Raw genomic sequence first — 19,406 nt, forward strand, 5'->3', positions numbered from 1 at the left:
TTCTCAGTGCATCGAAAGGGATAAGTTCTTCGGGAGAGGCTTGAGGAACAGTACCAGCGGCACCGTGACCAGGGTAATCGCGCCCATGGCGAAAAAGACATCGTTGTAGGTCATCACGAACGCATCGCGCTGAATGATGCCGGAAAGCATCTCCAGCGCGGCCTGTGGGCTGCCCAGCGACGCCGTCATGCCGTCCAGGTATTCCTGTAGCCGGGGGCTGTTAGCGTTGAGGGTTTCTTCCATGCGTCGACTATGATGCCACTGGCGCTGATCCTGGAACGAGGCAAGCCCCGCGAGCGCGAACGAGCCCCCGAGGTTTCGCGCCGCGTTGAAGATGCCCGAAGCATCGCCGGCATCCTCCTTGGCAACCGAAGCTACCGTCGCCTGGTTGAGGAACATCATCGTGAGGATCATGCCGATGCCACGCAGGAACTGGCTTTCGGTGAACACTCCACCTCCCGATTCCGCTGTCAGATTTATGCTGACGAAACAGCTTAGCGCCATGATGAACATGCCCGCGCCGACCGCAATGCGGATGTGAATCCTGCGGATCATGAACGGGAGAACGGGCATCAACAGGAAAGCCGGAACGCCCATCCAGAAGATCACAAGTCCGGTCTGCAAGGCATTATAATCGGAAATTATCGCGAGAAATTGCGGGATCACGTAGGTCGAGCCATACATGACCATGCCAAGCGCCAGTGCCATCACCACGACGCTGGCAAACTGCCTGCTGAGCATCAGGCGCAATTTGAGCACGGGTTTGCGCGCGTAAAGCTGTCCGTAGGTCAGAAGTGCAAAACCCACGACCGTCATCAGTGTGAGCTGGACGATCAGCGTGGAATCGAACCACTCCTCGCGGTGGCCTTCTTCCAGAACGATGGTCAGCCCACCCAACCCAAGGATCATACCAGCTATTCCCGCCCAATCAGCCTCGCGCAGGTAAACCCAGTCGGGCTTTTCATGGGGTAGCCCGATGAATAGTAAAGCAAGGAGCAACGCGCAGACGGGCACGTTGACGAAGAAGGCGTAGTGCCAGCTCAGGTTCTCGGTAAGCCAGCCCCCCACCAACGGGCCCATTACCGGCCCAAGAACCACGGTCATTCCGAAGAGCGCCATGCCGATCGGCTGTTGCGATGGAGGCAGTCGCTTTGCGACGATGGTCATAGCGGTTGGAATAAGCGCGCCGCCCATGAACCCTTGACCGGTGCGACCGATGATCATCGTCGTCAGATCGGTGGCAATGCCGCACAACACCGAAAAGGCCGTGAAGGCAGAAACCGCGACGATGAGCAGCGTGCGAAGGCCGAGCAGTCTTTCCAGCCACGCGCTCAGAGGGATGATGATGATCTCGGCAACAAGGAAGGCTGTCGCGATCCAGGTGCCTTCGGTTCCGGTCGCGCCGATTTCCCCCTGGATCGTCGGCAGCGCCGAATTGACGATCGAGATGTCAAGCGTTGCCAGCATCGCCCCCAGCGCACCGGCGGCTACGGCGATCCAGGCCGTAGCATCGGCCTTTTCGACCGGCGGCGAAACCGCTGCAGCGGCGCCTGCCATCGGTCAGTCTCCGGCCGCGTTGCGGATCGAATCGAGTTGGTCTCTAGCGGCGCGCGTATCGACACTCGCGACAACAGACATGCCCGGCACCAGCAGACGCAGGATCTCGGGCGAAGCCTGAATGGATATGCGCACCGGGACGCGCTGAACGATCTTGGTGAAATTACCCGTCGCGTTTTGCGGAGGTAGGATCGAGAATTCTGCCCCGGTCCCGGGGGCGATGCTTTCCACTCTTCCTAATAGCTCGAGGTCCGGCAGCGCGTCGATTTCCAAGGTGACGGGTTGCCCCGGGCGGACAAGTCCGAGCTGCGTTTCCTTGAAATTTGCTGTCACGTAGAGGCGGTCGGTCGGTACGAGGCTCATAAGGCGTTGGCCAGGCTGGACAAATTGTCCAGGTCGGACCGTGAGGTCACCCACCCGCCCGGAAATACTGGCCTGGAGCGTGGTCGATGACAGGTTCAGACGGGCGGCCTCGAGTTGCGCACGAGCGGCGTTGGCTTGCGAATTGGCCTGGTCTATCTGCTCGCTAAGCGTGTTCTGTCGGCGCTGTGCCGCCGTGAGCGCGGCGCGCGCTGCCGCGACTTGAGCCTGCGCTTCTCTGGCCTGGGCCTCCAGCTGATCGAGCCTCTCGCGCGGCTCCGCTCCCGAAGCGGCAAGGGGGCGGTACCGGACAACCTGCTCAGCAGCGAGACCAGCCTGTGCAGATGCTGCTGCGAGCTGTGCACGGGCCTGGGCAATTGCCGCGTCCTGCTCTTGTTGCTGGGCGCGTACCGTATCTGCTCCGGCGAGCGACGCGGCGATCTGGGCTTCGACCTGGTTCGTTTGGGCACGATAATCTCGCACGTCCAGCTGGACAAGTGCATCGCCCGACGCGACCGTTTGATTCTCCGTCACTAATACGCGCTCGACGTAGCCCGCAATTTTGGGGGAGATGATGACGCTGTCGGCGGCAATATAAGCGTTGTCGGTGGACTGCTGGAATCTGCCGTACGTCTGATGATTGTAATACCAGTAGCTCCCGGCGAGCAGGACCAGAATGCCGGCGATCAGCAGACCCAGCCGGACCCGCGGACTGGACAACCCCGTCGGACGTGCGCCTTCATCGCTAGCCCCTGCTGTCTCGTCCGCCATGATTATTTCGCTCCTCGCCATCGTTTGAGCCGCTGCGCGAGCGATATAGCGGCCAAAACAAAATGCGAAAGTCCTTTACTATTTTTCTCCGATCGATAGGAATGTCTCATGCCAGAAGATGAGGGCACTCTCGCACTCGACAATGTCATCACCCACGATGATCGAGCGATCTTCATGATGGACCAGATCAGCCGCGCCGCGCGCAAGGCATTCGATGACCGAGCACAGCCGCTGAGCCTCAATCGTACGCAGTGGCGTGTGTTGGCGCAGCTCATCAGAGCTCCTGCCCTGAACCAGACGGACATCGCCAGGAGACTTGAAATCACATCCTCCAGCAGCGGCCTGGAAGACATGACGCCTTCGCGCTTGAGTGACCGGACGCGGCTTGCGCAAGTCATAGCAATATTCGGTCGCCACGGGCGGGGCGGCATCACGCCCGTGTTGGGACTAGGCCGATCTCAAACCAAAACACATTCGACGCGCCCGGATGCCCCGCTCGTGGCGATTGCGCCAGGGGACGAACCTCGGTCATGTTCTATAGCGGACAACCGAATGGAGCATGCGGGACGCGAACTTTCATTGCACCGGCCCTCTGCCGGACGAACAAACCGCTGGCGGCGTGCTAGATGGAAACTAACGCAAACTTCTCCCTAGTGGCGTGGATCGTTGGCATTCTGATGCTTACGACCATCGCTTTCGCGATGTGGCTAATCGATCCCAGACCAAATCAGGAAACATATCAGATCAAGTTTGATCGCTCCGTGGAAGGCCTTCAGTCGGGATCGACTGTAACACTATCGGGAGTCCCTGTGGGACAGGTAACATCGGTCCGTCTGGCGGAAAATGAACCGGAAAACGTGGTCGTTGTTCTGACTCTCGATCCTTCTGCGGCGAAAGTCCACGGCCTTGAAGCGACAATCAGCACGGATCTGATAACTGGAGAGGCTGCGCTCGTGCTCGAGGGCCGACGGGGTCGTCAGGGCATTTACACCGACAAGTCAGGAAAAAAGATCATTCCCGCCGCGGACGAAACCGGACTATTGGGGAGGGATGCGACCGCCACTGTAGAGACCGTGGCAAATAGCATTCGCGCTCTGAACGAAGGACTGGAGCCAGAAAAGCAACGGGTGATCACCTCCGATCTTGTCCGGCTTCGAGTCACGACGGCCGCACTCGCATCGGACGCCGAAGGTTGGGACGAACGATTGGCCTCAACAAAAGGAAGATTGTTAGACTTAGGGCAAAGGGTTGGTGGATGGGGAAATAATCTTCGAGATGCAGATCGGCGGATCTCAGGGCGGAGCGCTTCTGCTATCGCGCAACGACGCCTTCGCCAATTCAGGGAGGGGGTGCAGAACGCTGAAAACAAACTTTCCCAGATAAGGAGTGGCATTCCGGCGGTCGAAGATTCTTTGGTTGAAGGTGAAACGGACCTTCGCGAGCTTAGTCGCGAACTTGCTCCTCTCAGTGAAAAAATCGAAGATATTCAGGTTGAGGGAATTACATCAAATCCTCCCCTCCCAGACTATCGGCCAAAAAGAAGAGAAGCTGGAACGAATATCGATGATTTAAAGTAAACCGAACGGATGACTGCTTCCGGGCAGAGCGCGCAGCCCGTAGAATAGCGGAGATTGGAGCGCAAAGCGGATAACGACCTACTCCGCGGTCAAGTTTGAAATTGAAATTCCGAGTCCTAAAAAAGGCATCGAACCAATACATTAGAGGGATTTTGCGGGCCTTTTGCGGGCTTTTCAGCTTGACCGAAATATCTAAACATCAGAAATTAAACGGAAAAGAAGTTCGAATGTGATGCCTCTTCTGGCACCACTGCTTTTCTCCCGACATCACCGCACCGCGCCATCGCCCCCAATCGGCTCCACTGGCGCGCCCTCTCGCACACCCTGATACCGCACCCTTGTCGTTCTCATCCTTGCGCGACATGATGGATGGGTTGCGAATCGAGACTGGCGCGGCGGGGAGAGGGACATGGCTACGGCCCATAAGGACGGCACGATCGACAAGGAGGCGCTGCGACGCCGGTATGCGGCGGAGCGCGACAAGCGGCTGCGCACCGACGGGGCCGCGCAGTACAAGCGGCTCGAGAGCGAGTTCACCGATCTTGCCGCCGATCCCTATACCCCGCGCGCGGCGCGCGATCCGGTCACCGATCATGTCACCTTCGCTTTCATCGGTGGCGGGTTTGCCGGGCTGGTCGTCGGCGCGCGGCTGAAGGAAGCGGGGATCACCGACTATCGCATCGTCGAGAAGGGCGGCGACTTCGGCGGGACCTGGTACTGGAACCGCTATCCCGGCGCGCAATGCGACACCGCGAGCATGATCTACATGCCGCTGCTCGAGGAAACCGGGCACATGCCGAGCGAGAAATACGCGCATGCCCCCGAAATCCGCGACCACTGCAGCGCCATCGGCCGGCAATACGGTCTCTACGACAACGCGCTGTTCCACACGCAGGTGACCGATCTCGCATGGGATGAGACACGCCAATTGTGGATCGTGCGCACCGATCGCGGCGATGAATTCACGGCCAAATATGTCGGCATGGGCACCGGTCCGCTGCATGTCGCCAAGCTCCCCGGCCTGCCCGGGATCGAGCTGTTCGAAGGCAAGAGCTTCCACACCAGCCGCTGGGACTATGGCTATACCGGCGGCACGCCCGAGGGCGAGCCGATGACCGGGCTGGCGGACAAGCGCGTGGCGGTGATCGGCACGGGTGCGACCGCGGTCCAGGTGGTGCCCAATGTCGCGCGCGATGCGAAGGAACTGCTGGTGTTCCAGCGCACGCCGTCGAGCGTGGACGAGCGCAACAACCGCCCGCTCACCCGCGACTGGTTCGACGCGGTCGCCGAGCCCGGCTGGCAGAAGAAATGGCAGGAGAACTTCGTTGCCAATCTGGGCATCGGCTTCCCTGCCGAAGACCTGGTCGACGATGGCTGGACCGATCTCGGCAAGCGCATCCGTGCGCAGGTGATCGACATGCCGCCCGAGCAGCGTACGCCCGAAGGCATCATGGCCGCTTTCGAGGATGCCGATAACCAGAAGATGGGCGAGATCCGTGCGCGCGCCGAGGACATCGTCGGCGGCGATGCGGGCGAGAAATTGAAGGCGTGGTATCGCCAGCTGTGCAAGCGGCCCTGCTTCCACGACGAATATCTCCAGGCCTTCACGCGTGAGAACACCCAGCTGATCGATACCGACGGCAAGGGCGTCGAGCGGATCACCGCCACGGGCGTGGTCGCCAATGGGCAGGAGTACGAGGTCGATTGCATCGTCTATGCCTCGGGGTTCGAGGTCGGCACCGATTTCACCGAACGCGCGGGCTATGACGTGACCGGGCGCGGCGGGCGGCTGCTGTCGGACTATTGGGCGGGCGGCATGCGCAGCTTTCACGGGCTGCATGTCCATGGCTTCCCCAACCTGTTCTTCGTCCAGCAAAACCAGGCCGCGGCCTTCATTGCCAATTACCCGCACAACCTCGTCGACCATGCCGAAACGGTGGCGGCGGTGGTCGCCCATGCCGAGGCGCAGGGGCATGCCGCCGTCGAACCCAGCGCGGAGGCCGAACAGCAATGGCTCGACTTCCTGCTGACGGGTCCCGCCGCGCGGCTGGGCAGCACCGAATGCACGCCCGGCTATTACAACAACGAAGGGCAGGGTTACGGCGAGCAGGAACGTTTCGCACTGGGCCATCCGGCGGGCGCGCTGGGATTTTTCAACCATATCGACCAATGGCGACGTTCGGGCGCGTTCGAAGGGCTGAAGTTTGCCTGAACACCGTTCGCGGGTCAGGGAAAACGCTTTGTCGAAGGGGCTTTGCGGCAATTGCCCGCACGGCTAGCGTCGCGCTACGATCTCAGGGGAGACTGCACATCATGACTACCACTTTCGCGCGCCTCGCATCGGCGCTTGCCATTGCCTGCGCCACCGTGTCCGCACCCGCCGTGCTGGCGCATTCGCATCAGGCCGAAGCGCATGCGGCGGAGGCCGCCAAGCTCGCCGCCCTGTTCGAACGCAGCGAAGCGGACATGCTCGACCGCAATCCGATCGCGGCGTTCTTCCGCGGCGACTTTTCCGATGCCGACCAGCTGGGCGATTATTCGCCCGCCAGCTATGCCGCGGACCGCGCGGCGGCGCAGGCCAATCTGGCCGAACTGGCGACGATCGACCGCACCGCGCTGGGGGAGACCGACCGCATCGCCTACGACGTGTTCGAATATACGCAGCAGCGCACGCTGGCGCAGACCGCGCCCGATGTGCTGCCCACCGTGCTAGCGCTGCCGATCGACCATTTCCGCGGGCTGCATGTCTTCTATCCGCGCTTTTCCGCGCCCGGCGCGCTGATGCCCTATGACACGGTGGAGGATTACGAGAACAATTTCAGCCGCCACCGGGCGATGGCGGAGATCATCGACCAGGCGATCGCACGGTTCCGCACGGGTGCGGCGCAGGGCATCACGCTGCCGCGCATGTCGGTCGAACTGATGATCGAACAGCTCGATCTGCAGATCGGCGCACCGATCGAGCAGAGCCCCTATTGGGCGCCGGTCGCCAATTTCCCCGACATCTTCTCCGCCTCCGAACGCGAGCGCCTGATCGGCGAGCATCGCGCAGTGCTGACCGGCACGCTGATGCCCGCGCTCGCCAAACTGCGCAGCTTCCTCGCGGAGGAATATCTCGAGCAGGCACGGCCTAGCATTGCGGCGACCGACAATCCCGGGGGCGAGGCGTATTATGCCTACCGGATCGAAGAGAACACCACGCTGCCGCTGACCGCACAGCAGGTCCATGAAACCGGGCTGGCCGAAGTCGCGCGGATCAACGCCGCGATCGACGCCGCCGAGGCGGAAGCCGGTGACCGCACCGGGGCCACCTACACCAGCAAGGCCGACCTCCAGGCCGCGTGGTACGAAGTGGCCGAGCAGGTCGATCCGCTGATGGACGAGGTGTTCCTGCGCCAGCCCGAAACCGAACTGCGGATCGAGCCTTACGAACCCTATCGCGAGAAATTCAGCCTCGCCGCCAGCTACATGGCGGGCAAGGCCGACGGGTCGCGTCCGGGCACCTTCTACTTCAGCGGCTACAATGTCGCCGAACGCGAGCTGGGCACCTCGATCTCGCTCTACATGCACGAAGGCAATCCGGGGCATCACTTCCAGTCGATGTTCGCGATCGAGAACGAGGACCTGCCCGAATTCATGCGCTACGGCGGGTTCACTGCCTTCAGCGAGGGTTGGGGTCTGTACGCCGAGAGCCTCGGCTACGAACTGGGTCTCTATGACGATCCGGTCGAACGGCTGAAAGCGCTCGAGGGCGGTGAAATGCTGCGCGCGGTGCGGCTGGTGGTCGACACCGGCATGCATGCGCTGGGCTGGTCCAGAGAGCAGGCGATCGAATATATGGTCGCCAATGGCGCAGCGCGCGATTTCGCGGAAAGCGAGAGCGCGCGGTATATCGTGATGCCCGCGCAGGCGCTGGCCTACAAGACCGGCGAATTGAAGATCAAGCAGCTGCGCGCGCGCGCCGAGGCCGCGCTGGGCGAGGATTTCGACGTCCGCGCCTTCCACGAACAGGTGCTCAACACGGGCGATATCCCGCTGCCGGTGCTGGAAGCCAAGATCGATGCCTGGGTCGCGGGCGGGGGGCAGTAAGGGCATGGCCATGGAACACAGGGTCCTGCAGGTCGCCTCGGCGCTGGCTATGGCCGGCGCCGCGCTGGCGGCTCCCGCGGCGCAGGCCTGCGACCGGGTCGAAACCGCGCAGAGCGACAGCCAGCGTCTGCGCACGCTGATGGCCGACAGCGACGCCGCCTTCCTCGACCGCAACCCGCGCGCGGCGTTCTATCGCGGCGACTTTTCCGATGCGGGCAGCCTCGGCGACTTCTCGCCTGCGGCCTATGAGACCGAACGCGCGGCGGCGATGTGCGATATTGCTGCGCTCGCGACGATCGACCGCGCGGCGCTCACCGCGAGCGAGCGGATCGCCTATGATACCTTCCGCTATTCGCAGGAACGCACGCTGGCCGCGACCGAGCCCGACGTTCTCAAGACCATCCTTGCGCTGCCGATCGACCATTTCCAGGGTATCCAGGGCTCCTATCCCGGCCTGTCGGCGCCCGATGGCGTGATGCCGTTCGCGGCGGTTGAAGACTATGCCGACAATGTCGCACGGCATGGTGCCTATGCACAGATGGTCGAAGATGTCATCGCGCGCTTCGATACGGGGCTGGAGCAGGGCATCACCCTGCCGCGGCTGACGGTGGAGCTGATGATCGAGCAGCTCGACACGCAGCTGGGCGCCCCCGAGGACAGCAATCCCTATTACGCACCGCTGCGCCAGCTACCCGAAAGCTTCACCGAAGCGCAGAAGGGGCAGGCGCGCGCCGCGCTGATATCGGCGGTCGAAGGCACGCTCTACCCGGCAATGCGCAAGCTGCGCGCCTATCTGGCGGACAGCTACCTGCCGCACGCCCGCACCAGCATCGGCGCCACCGAGACACCCGGCGGCGATGCCTATTACGCCTACCGGATCGCCGAGATGACCACGCTGCCGCTGACCGCGGAAGAGGTGCACCGGCTGGGCCTGTCCGAAGTCGCGCGGATCAACGAGGCGCGCCAGCAGGCGATCGAGGAGCGCGGCGACCGCCGCCCGCCGGTCTACAAGACCAAGGAATCGTTGCAGGAAGCATGGTACGAAGTCGGCCGGAAGGTCGATGCCGCGATCGGCCCGCTATTCCTGCGCCAGCCCGAAACCGAGCTGCGGATCGAGCCTTACGAGCCCTATCGCGAGCAGTTCTTCCTCGCCGCGTCCTACCAGCCGGGCAAGGCCGACGGCTCGCGCCCCGGCACCTTCTATTTTAGCGGCTGGAACGCCGCCGAGCGCGAACTGAGCCCGTCCGTCCGGCTCTACATGCACGAAGGCAATCCCGGCCATCACTTCCAGGTGATGTTCGCGGTCGAGGACGAAAGCCTGCCCGACCTGCTGCGGCACGGCTGGTTCACTGCCTATGGCGAAGGCTGGGCGCTCTATGCCGAAAGTCTCGGTTACGAGCTCGGGCTCTACGACGATCCGGTCGACCGGTTGCAGGCGCTCGAGGATGGCGAATTGAAGCGCGCGGTGCGGCTGGTGGTCGATACCGGCATCCACGCGCTCGGCTGGACCCGCGAACAGGCGGTCGAATACATGGTCGAGAACGGCAATCCGCGCGACTATTCGGAGAACGAGGTCGCGCGCTATATCGCCATGCCGGGGCAGGCACTGGGCTACAAGATCGGCGAATTGAAGATCAAGGAATTGCGCGCGCGCGCCGAAACCGCGCTGGGCGAGGATTTCGACATCCGCCACTTCCACGAACAGGTGCTCGACAGCGGCAATATCCCGCTCACCGTGCTCGAAGCCAAGATCGACGACTGGATTGCCGCCGGCGGCAAATAGCCCGGCGCAAAAAACAGGGGCCGCGCGGTGGCATGCCGCGCGGCCCCTTTTTCATGCCCGTTCGGGGCGCTCAGTCGTCGCTGGAAACACCGGTGGTGCCTGCCGGAAGCACGGGGCGCTCTGCCGGCAGCGGCGCATCGCGGTCACCCGTCTTCAGATAGGTGTCGAACCAGCGCATCATGCGCAAATTGTAATCGTAGCGCGCGGCGGCCTTCTGGTTGCCGTGACCTTCGCCGGGATAGAACACCAGCCGCACGGGCACGTCGGGCTTGCGGATCTTCATCGCCCGGTACAGCTCGAGGCTCTGGCCCGGGTCGACGCGCGTGTCTTCCTCGCCATGCATGATCAGCAGCGGGGTGCTCGCCTTGTCGACATGGAAGATCGGCGAGACTTCGAGCATCGCCATCCAGTCGTCCCACGGCCACTTGCCGCTGTGCACATTGTACATCTCGTATGGGATGTCGCCCGTACCGAACTTGCTGACCTGGTTCGAAATACCGACGAACATCACGCCCGCGGCGAATTCCTCGCTCCAGCGGGTGGAGGACCATGCCGTGGCATAGCCGCCATAGGAGCCGCCGGTCACGCCGGTGCGGTCGGCATCGGCGATCCCGGCTGCGACCAGCGCGCGCTTGGCATCGACCAGGTCGGTAAACTCGGGATCGGTGTAATTGCCCGTGTGCTGCTTGGAGAACGCGGTGCCGTAGCCGGTCGAACCCCGATAGTTGGGCAGGAACACCGCATAGCCCTGGCCTGCGGCCACCTGGCCGGGCTTGGAATAGGCGGTCTGCCAGCCATTGCTGTCATGCGCTTCGGGGCCGCCGTGGACGTTGAGGATCAGCGGAGCGCCGCCGCGCGGTGCGCCGCCGACGGGCTCGATCAGCACGCCCTCGACTTCCTGCCCGTCGCGCGCGGTGTAGGTGAAGGCGCGCTGCTCGCCGAAATCGATTTCGGACAGCCAGGCATTGTGCTGCGTCCAGCGCTGGAAGGCGCCGTCGTTCCAGACGAACAATTCGCCCGGGTGGCGCGGGCTGTTGGCCTCGACCGCCAGCGTGCCTCCGCCCGCTTCGACGCTGGTGAGGATCAGCGCACCGCCGTCATGCTCCTCCGCGACCGAGCCATCACCGTTGTAGATCCGCAGCGCGCTCTGGGCGTCCTTGTGGATCACCGCGGCGAGACGTCCGTCGGCGAGCCATTCGGCATCGACCGCTGCCTCGGGCGCACCCGCATTGAGCGCGCGATAGGCGCCGGTCGCGACATCGACCAGATGCAGCGTGGTCGCCGCCGGGTCGTTCATATCGACCCCTGCGATCATCGACAGCTGCGCACCATCGGGCGAGATCTCGATATCGCCAAGCTTGCCCGGGGTCTCGACAATGCGCACCACCTTGCCACTGGTCAGGTCAAGCACATGCGCGCGTTTCGCGGTATAGGCATCGTCGATCTGCGGGGTAGGCGCGCTGTCGACCACCGCATGGCGGCCATCGGGCGCCACCTTGAACGCGCTGACATAGCCGGGGATCGCGACCGCCTTGGGTTCGGCGTCGATCTCGGCACCGACCCGCGCGGAAAACAGCCGCGTCAACTTGGCCTCTTCCTCGTAGACCACCGAATTGAACCCGGCCTTGGCCTGCTTCGTGCGCGCCTTGTCTTCCTCGGCCCCGGCCAGCATCCAGATCGTGCTGCCGTCGGGCGACCAGGCGTAGGAGCGCACCGCCGCGCCATCGACCGCGGCCAGCTTGCGCTGCGCCCCGCCATCGACGGGGATGCCCCAGACCGCGGTCTTCTCGTCCTCGTCGGCCCAGGTGAAGCTGACCATGCGGCCATCGGGCGAGAAGGTGACGCCCGACACGCTGATGTCGTCGGGCAGGAAGTCGCGGGCGTTGCTCGGGCCATAGGCCAGCTTGAGCTGCTGCTGGGTGGTGCCGTTCTCCTCGCCCTCGGTCACATCGGGCAGGCTGGCGGTGGTGTAGGCGATCCGGCTGCCGTCGGGCGAGACCGCGATGGTGCCCACGCTTTCCAGCTGGGCGACGTCTTCCGGCGTCATCGGACGGGCCTGCGCCTGTGCGGCGAGCGAGGCGGTGGCGAGCAGGGCGGCGGCGGTAAGCGGCGCGCGAAGGGTCATGGTTGGCAATCCTCTCCTGGAAATGGTGAGGGCCGCTATACCGATGCTGCGCTAGGGGGCAAATCCGCGTGTGGGGGCGAGCGCCCCGCGCCGCCCCGCTTGGCGCGAGCGCAGGATCGCTCCGCCCACTATGGCGAGCGTTACCAGCCAGAATATCGCGGCGAAGGGCGCCCCATTGCCCAGGGTCAGGCGGGCCAGCAGCGTTGCGAGGATCGCAACCGGCACACCGATCGTCACGCCCCACCAGCCTGCGCGGATCACGGGACGCGGGCGGCCCTTGCGCGCCTGCTTGTTGAGCCAGATGAAGGTCCCCGTCGTGACCACTACGCTGAGCGCGATGCCGAAGACGATATAGGCGATCTTCACCGGCAGACCGCCGTAATTGCCGAAATGCAGCTTGTAGATCGACGCGGCAAATTGCTGGCCGGTTTCGCCATCGGCAAGCCCGGCGGTGCCCTTGAAGCTGCCATCCGCCGCGAAGGCGTAATATTCGCCGAAGATCAGCCGCCGCTCATGCTCGCCGACCACCTGGACATGCTGGCCGCGCGTCCCGGGATCGTGGAGGATCAGATAGGACACGCGCACCCCGGGGTATTCGCGGTCCATATAGTCCAGCACGGGTGCGACACGGGGGAGCGGGGCGGGGGCCGCGTCCCCCTCGGGCTCGGCACCGAACACCGGTGCCAGCGCTGCATCGCCGTCGCCGTCATAAGCGGTTTCGGCAAGGCTGGCGCCGGAGACATAGAACAGGCCGATCATCGCCCCGGTCAGCGCGATCACCAGCGCGAAGGGCAGTGTCCACACCGCCAGCCGGTTGTGCCAGTCGAGCGTGGCGACATCGTCCTTGCGCCGCGCCCGCAGGCGGAAGGCGTCGCGGAAGATCCGCGGATGCGCGACAATGCCCGACACTGCGAGCGCGACGATCATCGCGCCGAACATGCCGACCAGCGTCATCCCCAGCACCGGGGGCAGGTTGAGCGTGTAATGCAGCCCGAGCAGGAATTCAGCCCAGGCGTTTTCCTCGGGCGCGGCGATGGCGCCTTGCGCATCGACATGCACCGCCTGCGTATCGGTGGTGACCGTCGTGCGCGGCAGTGCTTCGGTGGGCATATGGACATAGAGATGTGTGGTCGGCGTCTGTCCGGCTTCGGTGGCCGCCACATTGGCAATGGCGCGCTCGACCGCCTGCGGCGCGATGCTCTCCATCTCGGGCGCGCTTGGTTGTTCGAGCCGCTGCCATTCCTCGTACAGCACGATCGCGGTGCCGCTGACGCAGATGAGATAGAGCAGCGCGCAGCAGACCAGCCCGATCGCCGAATGCGCCGCGATGCCCCGGCGGACGGTATCTTTCGAAAACAGCGCGGTCATGGCCGGCTCCCCATGGCAAGCAGTGGCAGCGATGCGGCGATCAGTGGCACGATTAGCATCGCGATTTGCGGGCGCCGGCTTTCGGCCATCAGCATGGCGAAGGCGAGCAGCGGCCAGAACAGCGGGACCAGCGCCAGCACCATGACATTGGCATCCGCCTCCGCCACCGGCCAGTCGAGCGCTGCGGCACGTATCCCCAGCGTGAGTACGACCGCCACCGCCAGCGCGAGCGGCCCGGTCAGCGCGAAGGTGATTACGCCGCGGTGCCAGTCGCCCGGCGCAGTTGCGGCGGCCGCGCTTTCGGGCTCGGCGGCGCGGCGCGGCGTACGCGGCCGTTCGAATGCCGCATGGGTAAGCAACAGGCAGGCTATCGCGGTGGCGACCAGCGCGGCGATGGCAACACCCCATGCGCCGCTTGCCATCCCCGCGCCCACGCAGCCCGCGGCAAGCGCCGTCCAGCCGAGCGCGCTAAGCGCGGGCGATTTGCCCCTGCGCCCCCAGGACAGGCGCAATCCGGCCACGCCCGCCGCAGCAAGCACGCAACCGAGCCAGAGTGCGCCGTCCCCTGCCATCAGAAGCTACCCCGCAGCGTCAGCGTGTAATTGCGCGGCGCGGCGTAATAGGCCTGCTCCCAATAGAGGCTGGTGAGGTATTTCTCGTCCGCGACATTGGCGATATTCGCCTGCAGTTCGAGATTGTCGGTCAGCTGGTAGCCGGCCTGCAATTGCAGCGTGGCATAGGCGTCCTGTTCGATCCGGCCCAGCGCGGTGTCGAGATAGACATCGTCCTGCCAGCCCAGCACCGCGCCCAGCGACAGCCGTGTGGTCGGCTGCCAGCGCAGCGCGATATCGGCGGTGGTGCGCGGGACATAGGTGCGCACCTTGCCGTCATTGCCATCCTCGAGCGAGAGATGCGTCAGGCCCGCCTGCAGCAGCAGCCCCTCGGCCAGACGTCCGGTAATCTCGAACTCGACGCCTTCGCTGATCACGTCGATGCCATTGTAGAGCGTCTGGCCGGTGGCCGGATCGAGCCCGGCGGATTCGGCGAGGTTCGACTGCTCTGCACGGAACAGCGCCACCGTGCCGAGCAGCGCCCCGTCGGCCGTCTGCGCTTTGAGGCCGATTTCCATGCTTTCGCCCTTGGCCGCGCCCAGCGGGGCATAGTCGGTCCCGGTTTCGTGCTGGGGCAGGAAGATGTCCGAATAGCTGGCGTAGAGATTGACCCCGTCGATCGCCTCGAAGGTCACGCCGGCGAACGGGCTCAGCGCGCTCTCGCTGCGGCCGAAGTCGACTCCGTAGCTGATGCCCTCGGATTCGACATCGATGTAATTGGCGCCGCCGATCACGCTCAGCCGGTCGGTGAGTTCGAGCCGCGTCGCGGCAAAGGCGCGCCACATGCGGTAATCGAAATCGGCATCGACCTGCGCCGCGCCATAGGCGGGACGGCCGACTTCCTCGCCACTCCAGTCGGGCAGCGCGGGAAGCGGGCCCCAGGCGGGATCGGTGAAGGGGGCCTGGCGCCCGAGATAGCCGAAGCTGGTGTCGCTATATTGCACGCCCACGGCCAAATCGTGTTCGCGCCCGAAGGCACCGAAGCGCCCACTCAGCTCGGTATCCGAAACCCAGCCCCCGGTGTCGTACTGGTAGGCGCCGGGATAGCCGAGCAGCCCCAGCCCGGTCTCGCGATCGGGGGTGCCATAGACATAGAACAGCTCGGAATCGCTGGAGGTGTCCTGCCGCGTCAGCACCGTCCTGAGCGTCCAGTCCTGCGCGAGGTTCCACGCCACTTCGGCAAAGCCGCGGGTGTTGGTGGTGTCCCAGTAGGTCCAGTCCTGCGTGGTCGAGGTGCCGGCGGGATAGTCGGTCGGCGTGCCATCGGTGAACAATAGCGGCAGCGCGCCCCACAGCACGTTGTCGGCATTGTTCTGCTGGTGCGAATAGCCCATCGCGAGCGACAGCGTCGGGGTAATCTCGCCCGCCAGGACCAGCTGCCCGGCATAGCGGTCCGAGGTGTAGTCGCGCAGGTGCGAATCGCCCGTCGTGATCGCCCCGGTGGCGCGCAGGCCCCAGCTGCCGGTTTCGTCCAGCGCGATGTCGAGGTCGGCCTCGCCGCGGATCGTGTCCCATGACCCATAGCTGAGCGCGGCCGAACCGCCGGTTTCGCCGGTCGGGCGGCGGCGGACGAAATTGATCGTGCCCGCCGGATTGCCAATCCCCGACAGCAGCGCATTGGCACCGCGCACGACTTCGACCCGCTGGTAGAACACCGTGTCGAGCGCGCCGCTGGTGGGGCCGTAGACATTGGGCGTGGCCAGCCCGTCGACCATCAGCCAGCTGATGTCGAAGCCGCGCGCGGTGTAATAGGTGCGGTCGGTTTCGACCTGTTCGACATTGATCCCCGGGACCACCGCCAGCGCATCGTTGATCTCGTCGAAGCCGAAGTCCTCGATCAGGTCCTGCCCGATGACCGAGACCGATTGCGGCGTGTCGATCACCTCCAGCGGCAGCTTGGTCGCGCTGCGCGGCGGGTCCTCATCGCGTTCGCCCAGCACGACGATGCCGGGGGCGGCAGCGGCGCTGTCCATGGCCTCGTCGGCGAGCGCGGGCGCGGCGGCGAACAGGCAGGGAGCAAGCGCGGTGCAGGCGAGCAGGCGCGCGGCGGGGGAAGTGGTGGGCATGAACGATTTCCTCATCTGAACTTTTCGCGCCGCTATTGCGAATTAGTCGCAGGAGTCAAGGCTAGTGAGAATCATTTGCAAATAAACTGGCGGATGCGGTATTTTTCCCTCGCTGGACGCGGCGCGCGAACACGCCTACAACAGCGCCATCCCCGGGGAGCCTGCTCAGGCTGAGAGGGGCGCGTAGCACCGCCCGACCCGTCGAACCTGAACCGATTAGCATCGGCGGAGGGAGTGGGCGGTACCCGTGCAGGGCCCTGCTCTCCATCCGTCGCGAGGAGAGATTTCGCATGGCCGACGGTATCGATATTCCCGCCTGGATCGCCCTGTTTATCGGGCTCTATTCCGCCAGCGCCGCGATCGGCGAACTCCGCCATCCGGGCGGCTGGGTAGGGATGGTCGCGCATTTCGAACGCGACCTGGGCCTGCGCTTTCTCACCGGCATCGTCTGTCTCGGCCTTGGCGCCGCGATCTACCTCGTCTCGCCCTGGCGGCCGGGCGACTGGCTCGCGGTGCTGGTCACCGTCATCGGCGGCGGGATGGTCGTCGAAGGCGCGCTGATCCTCGCCTTTGGCGACAATTTCCTCGCTTTCGCGCGGCGCCTGATGGGCGCTGCCAACCGGCTCTGGGCCGGTCTCTCGCTCCTGCTCGGCGCGGCGCTCATCGTCGTCGCGCTGCTGCGCCTCTAACACTTCCCGCTCTTTTCCAAGGAAGGTCCATTTCATGGCCGACATCAACAGCAAATTCGACATCGGGGTGACCACCGGCCCGATCCGCGGCAGCCGCAAGGTCCAGATCGGCGCGAAAAGCGGCAGCGGCGTGCGCGTCGCCATGCGCGAGATCGACCTCGAGGGCGGCGAGCCCAGCGTGCGCGTCTACGACACCTCCGGCCCCTATACCGACCCCGATGCCACGATCGACATCCGCGCCGGCCTCGAACAGAAACGCCGCGAATGGATCATGGCCCGCGGCGATGTCGAGGAATACACCGCGCGCGAGGTAAAGCCCGAGGATAACGGCCAACTCGGCCCCGACCGGTCGGGCGGCGTCCCCGCCTTCCCCAATGTCGCCAAAAAAGTGCTGCGCGCCAAGCCCGGCATGAACGTCAGCCAGATGCACTATGCCCGCCGCGGGATCATCACGCCCGAGATGGAATATGTCGCCGAGCGCGAGAATTTGGGCCGCGAACAAGTGCGCCGAGAACTCGACGGCAATTCATGGGGCGCCGAGATCCCCGAATATGTCACGCCCGAATTCGTCCGCGACGAGATCGCCCGCGGCCGCGCGATCATCCCCAACAACATCAACCACCCCGAAACCGAACCCATGGCGATCGGGCGCAACTTCCTCGTCAAGATCAACGCCAATATCGGCAATTCGGCCGTCGCATCGGATGTCGCGGCAGAAGTCGACAAGATGGTCTGGTCGATCCGCTGGGGCGCGGACACCGTCATGGACCTCTCCACCGGCCGCAACATCCACGACACGCGCGAATGGATCATCCGCAACAGCCCCGTCCCCATCGGCACCGTGCCGATCTACCAGGCGCTCGAAAAGGTCGGCGGCATTGCCGAGGACCTCACCTGGGAGGTCTTCCGCGACACGCTGATCGAACAGGCCGAACAGGGCGTCGACTATTTCACCATCCACGCGGGCGTGCGCCTGCCCTATGTCCCGATGACCGCCAAGCGCGTCACCGGCATCGTCAGCCGCGGCGGCTCGATCATGGCGAAATGGTGCCTCGCGCATCACAAGGAGAGTTTCCTCTACGAGCGCTTCGACGAGATCACCGAGATCATGAAGGCCTATGACATCGCCTACAGCCTCGGCGACGGCCTGCGCCCCGGCAGCATCGCCGACGCCAATGACGAAGCCCAGTTTGCCGAGCTCTACACGCTGGGCGAGCTGACCAAGCGCGCCTGGGAACAGGACGTGCAGGTGATGATCGAGGGCCCCGGCCACGTACCGATGCACAAGATCAAGGAGAACATGGACAAGCAGCTCGAGGCCTGCGGCGAAGCGCCCTTCTACACATTGGGCCCGCTCGTCACTGATATCGCGCCCGGCTACGACCACATCACCAGCGGCATCGGCGCCGCGCAGATCGGCTGGTACGGCACCGCCATGCTCTGCTACGTCACGCCCAAGGAACACCTCGGCCTGCCCGACCGCGACGATGTGAAGGTGGGCGTGGTGACCTACAAGCTCGCCGCGCACGCCGCCGATCTCGCCAAGGGCCACCCCGCCGCCAAGGTCCGCGACGACGCGCTCTCCAAGGCGCGCTTCGATTTCCGCTGGCGCGACCAGTTCAACCTCAGCCTCGACCCCGACACGGCCGAGCAGTACCACGACCAAACGCTCCCCGCCGAAGGCGCCAAGACCGCCCACTTCTGCTCGATGTGCGGCCCCAAGTTCTGCAGCATGAAGATCACGCAGGAAGTGCGGGAGTTTGCCGCGAAGCAGAACTCGGACAGCTATCTCGCGAGCGAGAACATCAAGCGCGAGACCTCCGCCGCAGAGGCCGAGGAAGCGCGTGCGGGCATGGAGAAGATGAGCGAAGTGTACCGCGAGAAGGGCGAGCAGCTCTACCTTCCCGAAGACGAAGTGGACGGGGTGGGCCCGGCGCAATAGGCTGCCGCACGAGCTGCCCCACGGGGGCCACACAGAAGGGAGCGCCATGGCCGAAGTCGATACCGATGCGATATTGGACGACCGGCGCGAACGCCGCCGCCTGCCGCTGGTCGGGCTGCTCCTCTCGGCGCTCTATGTCAGCGGTGTGGCGCTCTACCTGTTCGTGCAGGGCCAGAACCCCGCCGACCTCCGGCTCAATGAGCTGGGCGATTTCCTCGGCGGGGTGTCCAGCCCGCTCGCCTTCCTGTGGCTGGTGCTCGGCTTCTTCCAGCAAAGCCGCGAGATCCGCCTAAGCGGCAAGGCGCTCCAGCTGCAAGCCAGCGAAATGCGCCGCAGCGTCGACGAACACCTACGGCTTGCGGGCGGGGAACGCGCGGAGTGACGATCGCGTGGGAAGCACGTTGCTGCGGGGCGAGGCCGAGTTCGGGTACCTACCTCGCGAGCGAGAACATCAATCGCGAGACGAGC

At 64.5% G+C, this 19,406-nt stretch carries 14 protein-coding genes and 1 riboswitch; of the genes, 8 read left to right on the plus strand and 6 right to left on the minus strand.

Annotation, left to right across the window (positions count from 1 at the left end):
• Positions 1-3: 3 nt before the first annotated feature.
• Both V6B15_RS00625 and V6B15_RS00630 read right to left on the minus strand, forming a co-directional pair.
• A complete protein-coding gene (locus tag V6B15_RS00625; protein WP_006834177.1) occupies positions 4-1,557 on the minus strand; it encodes a DHA2 family efflux MFS transporter permease subunit in 1,554 nt (517 codons plus the stop codon).
• A 3-nt stretch (positions 1,558-1,560) separates the two neighbouring features.
• Positions 1,561-2,688: an HlyD family secretion protein gene (locus V6B15_RS00630; RefSeq protein ID WP_063511170.1), complete on the minus strand. Its 1,128-nt coding sequence runs from the start codon at positions 2,686-2,688 to the stop codon at positions 1,561-1,563.
• A gap of 177 nt (positions 2,689-2,865) precedes the next feature.
• Here V6B15_RS00630 and V6B15_RS15020 point away from each other — a divergent pair, with 177 nt between their 5' ends.
• The 5 genes from V6B15_RS15020 to V6B15_RS00655 all read left to right on the plus strand — a co-directional run bounded on the left by V6B15_RS15020 (position 2,866) and on the right by V6B15_RS00655 (position 10,137).
• Positions 2,866-3,342: a MarR family transcriptional regulator gene (locus V6B15_RS15020; protein ID WP_225082872.1), complete on the plus strand. Its 477-nt coding sequence runs from the start codon at positions 2,866-2,868 to the stop codon at positions 3,340-3,342.
• 23 nt (positions 3,343-3,365) lie between these two features.
• The gene (locus tag V6B15_RS00640) at positions 3,366-4,265 is read left to right on the plus strand and encodes an MlaD family protein (protein ID WP_082850750.1); all 900 of its coding nucleotides are present in this window, start codon (positions 3,366-3,368) and stop codon (positions 4,263-4,265) included.
• Between the two features lie 409 nt (positions 4,266-4,674).
• Positions 4,675-6,477 (plus strand): flavin-containing monooxygenase, encoded by a 1,803-nt coding sequence (locus tag V6B15_RS00645; protein WP_334199643.1) that lies wholly within the window; start codon positions 4,675-4,677, stop codon positions 6,475-6,477.
• 101 nt (positions 6,478-6,578) lie between these two features.
• Positions 6,579-8,354: a DUF885 domain-containing protein gene (locus tag V6B15_RS00650; RefSeq protein WP_334199644.1), complete on the plus strand. Its 1,776-nt coding sequence runs from the start codon at positions 6,579-6,581 to the stop codon at positions 8,352-8,354.
• 10 nt (positions 8,355-8,364) lie between these two features.
• Complete coding sequence (locus V6B15_RS00655) at positions 8,365-10,137, plus strand: DUF885 domain-containing protein (protein WP_334199645.1); 1,773 nt, start codon at positions 8,365-8,367, stop codon at positions 10,135-10,137.
• Positions 10,138-10,207: 70 nt separating this feature from the next.
• Here V6B15_RS00655 and V6B15_RS00660 read toward each other — a convergent pair whose 3' ends face one another.
• From V6B15_RS00660 to V6B15_RS00675, 4 genes are read right to left on the minus strand one after another with little or no spacing between them, the layout of a single operon-like run.
• Positions 10,208-12,262 (minus strand): S9 family peptidase, encoded by a 2,055-nt coding sequence (locus V6B15_RS00660; RefSeq protein WP_334199646.1) that lies wholly within the window; start codon positions 12,260-12,262, stop codon positions 10,208-10,210.
• A gap of 51 nt (positions 12,263-12,313) precedes the next feature.
• Positions 12,314-13,630: a PepSY-associated TM helix domain-containing protein gene (locus V6B15_RS00665; RefSeq protein WP_334199647.1), complete on the minus strand. Its 1,317-nt coding sequence runs from the start codon at positions 13,628-13,630 to the stop codon at positions 12,314-12,316.
• Positions 13,627-14,202 carry a hypothetical protein gene (locus tag V6B15_RS00670; protein ID WP_334199648.1) on the minus strand — a complete coding sequence of 192 codons (576 nt, stop codon included), beginning with the start codon at positions 14,200-14,202 and terminating at the stop codon, positions 13,627-13,629. The genes V6B15_RS00665 and V6B15_RS00670 overlap by 4 nt, the downstream gene beginning before the upstream one ends.
• Positions 14,202-16,307, minus strand: a complete 2,106-nt coding sequence (locus tag V6B15_RS00675) for a TonB-dependent siderophore receptor (protein WP_334199649.1) — start codon at positions 16,305-16,307, stop codon at positions 14,202-14,204. Before V6B15_RS00675 ends, V6B15_RS00670 begins: the two co-directional genes overlap by 1 nt.
• A 143-nt stretch (positions 16,308-16,450) precedes the next feature.
• A riboswitch (TPP riboswitch) is annotated at positions 16,451-16,559 on the plus strand.
• Between the two features lie 38 nt (positions 16,560-16,597).
• On the opposite strand from V6B15_RS00675, the gene V6B15_RS00680 reads away from it, so the two are divergent.
• Genes V6B15_RS00680 through V6B15_RS00690 form a run of 3 tightly spaced genes read left to right on the plus strand, consistent with a single transcriptional unit; the run spans position 16,598 to position 19,320 of the window.
• Complete coding sequence (locus V6B15_RS00680) at positions 16,598-16,996, plus strand: hypothetical protein (RefSeq protein WP_320181569.1); 399 nt, start codon at positions 16,598-16,600, stop codon at positions 16,994-16,996.
• Between the two features lie 34 nt (positions 16,997-17,030).
• The gene (gene thiC, locus V6B15_RS00685; protein WP_334199650.1) at positions 17,031-18,938 is read left to right on the plus strand and encodes a phosphomethylpyrimidine synthase ThiC; all 1,908 of its coding nucleotides are present in this window, start codon (positions 17,031-17,033) and stop codon (positions 18,936-18,938) included.
• Positions 18,939-18,984: 46 nt separating this feature from the next.
• Positions 18,985-19,320 (plus strand): hypothetical protein, encoded by a 336-nt coding sequence (locus V6B15_RS00690; RefSeq protein ID WP_334199651.1) that lies wholly within the window; start codon positions 18,985-18,987, stop codon positions 19,318-19,320.
• Positions 19,321-19,406: the final 86 nt, after the last annotated feature.

Source organism: Qipengyuania sp. Mu-71 (assembly GCF_036867055.1).
Lineage (GTDB): Bacteria > Pseudomonadota > Alphaproteobacteria > Sphingomonadales > Sphingomonadaceae > Qipengyuania > Qipengyuania profunda.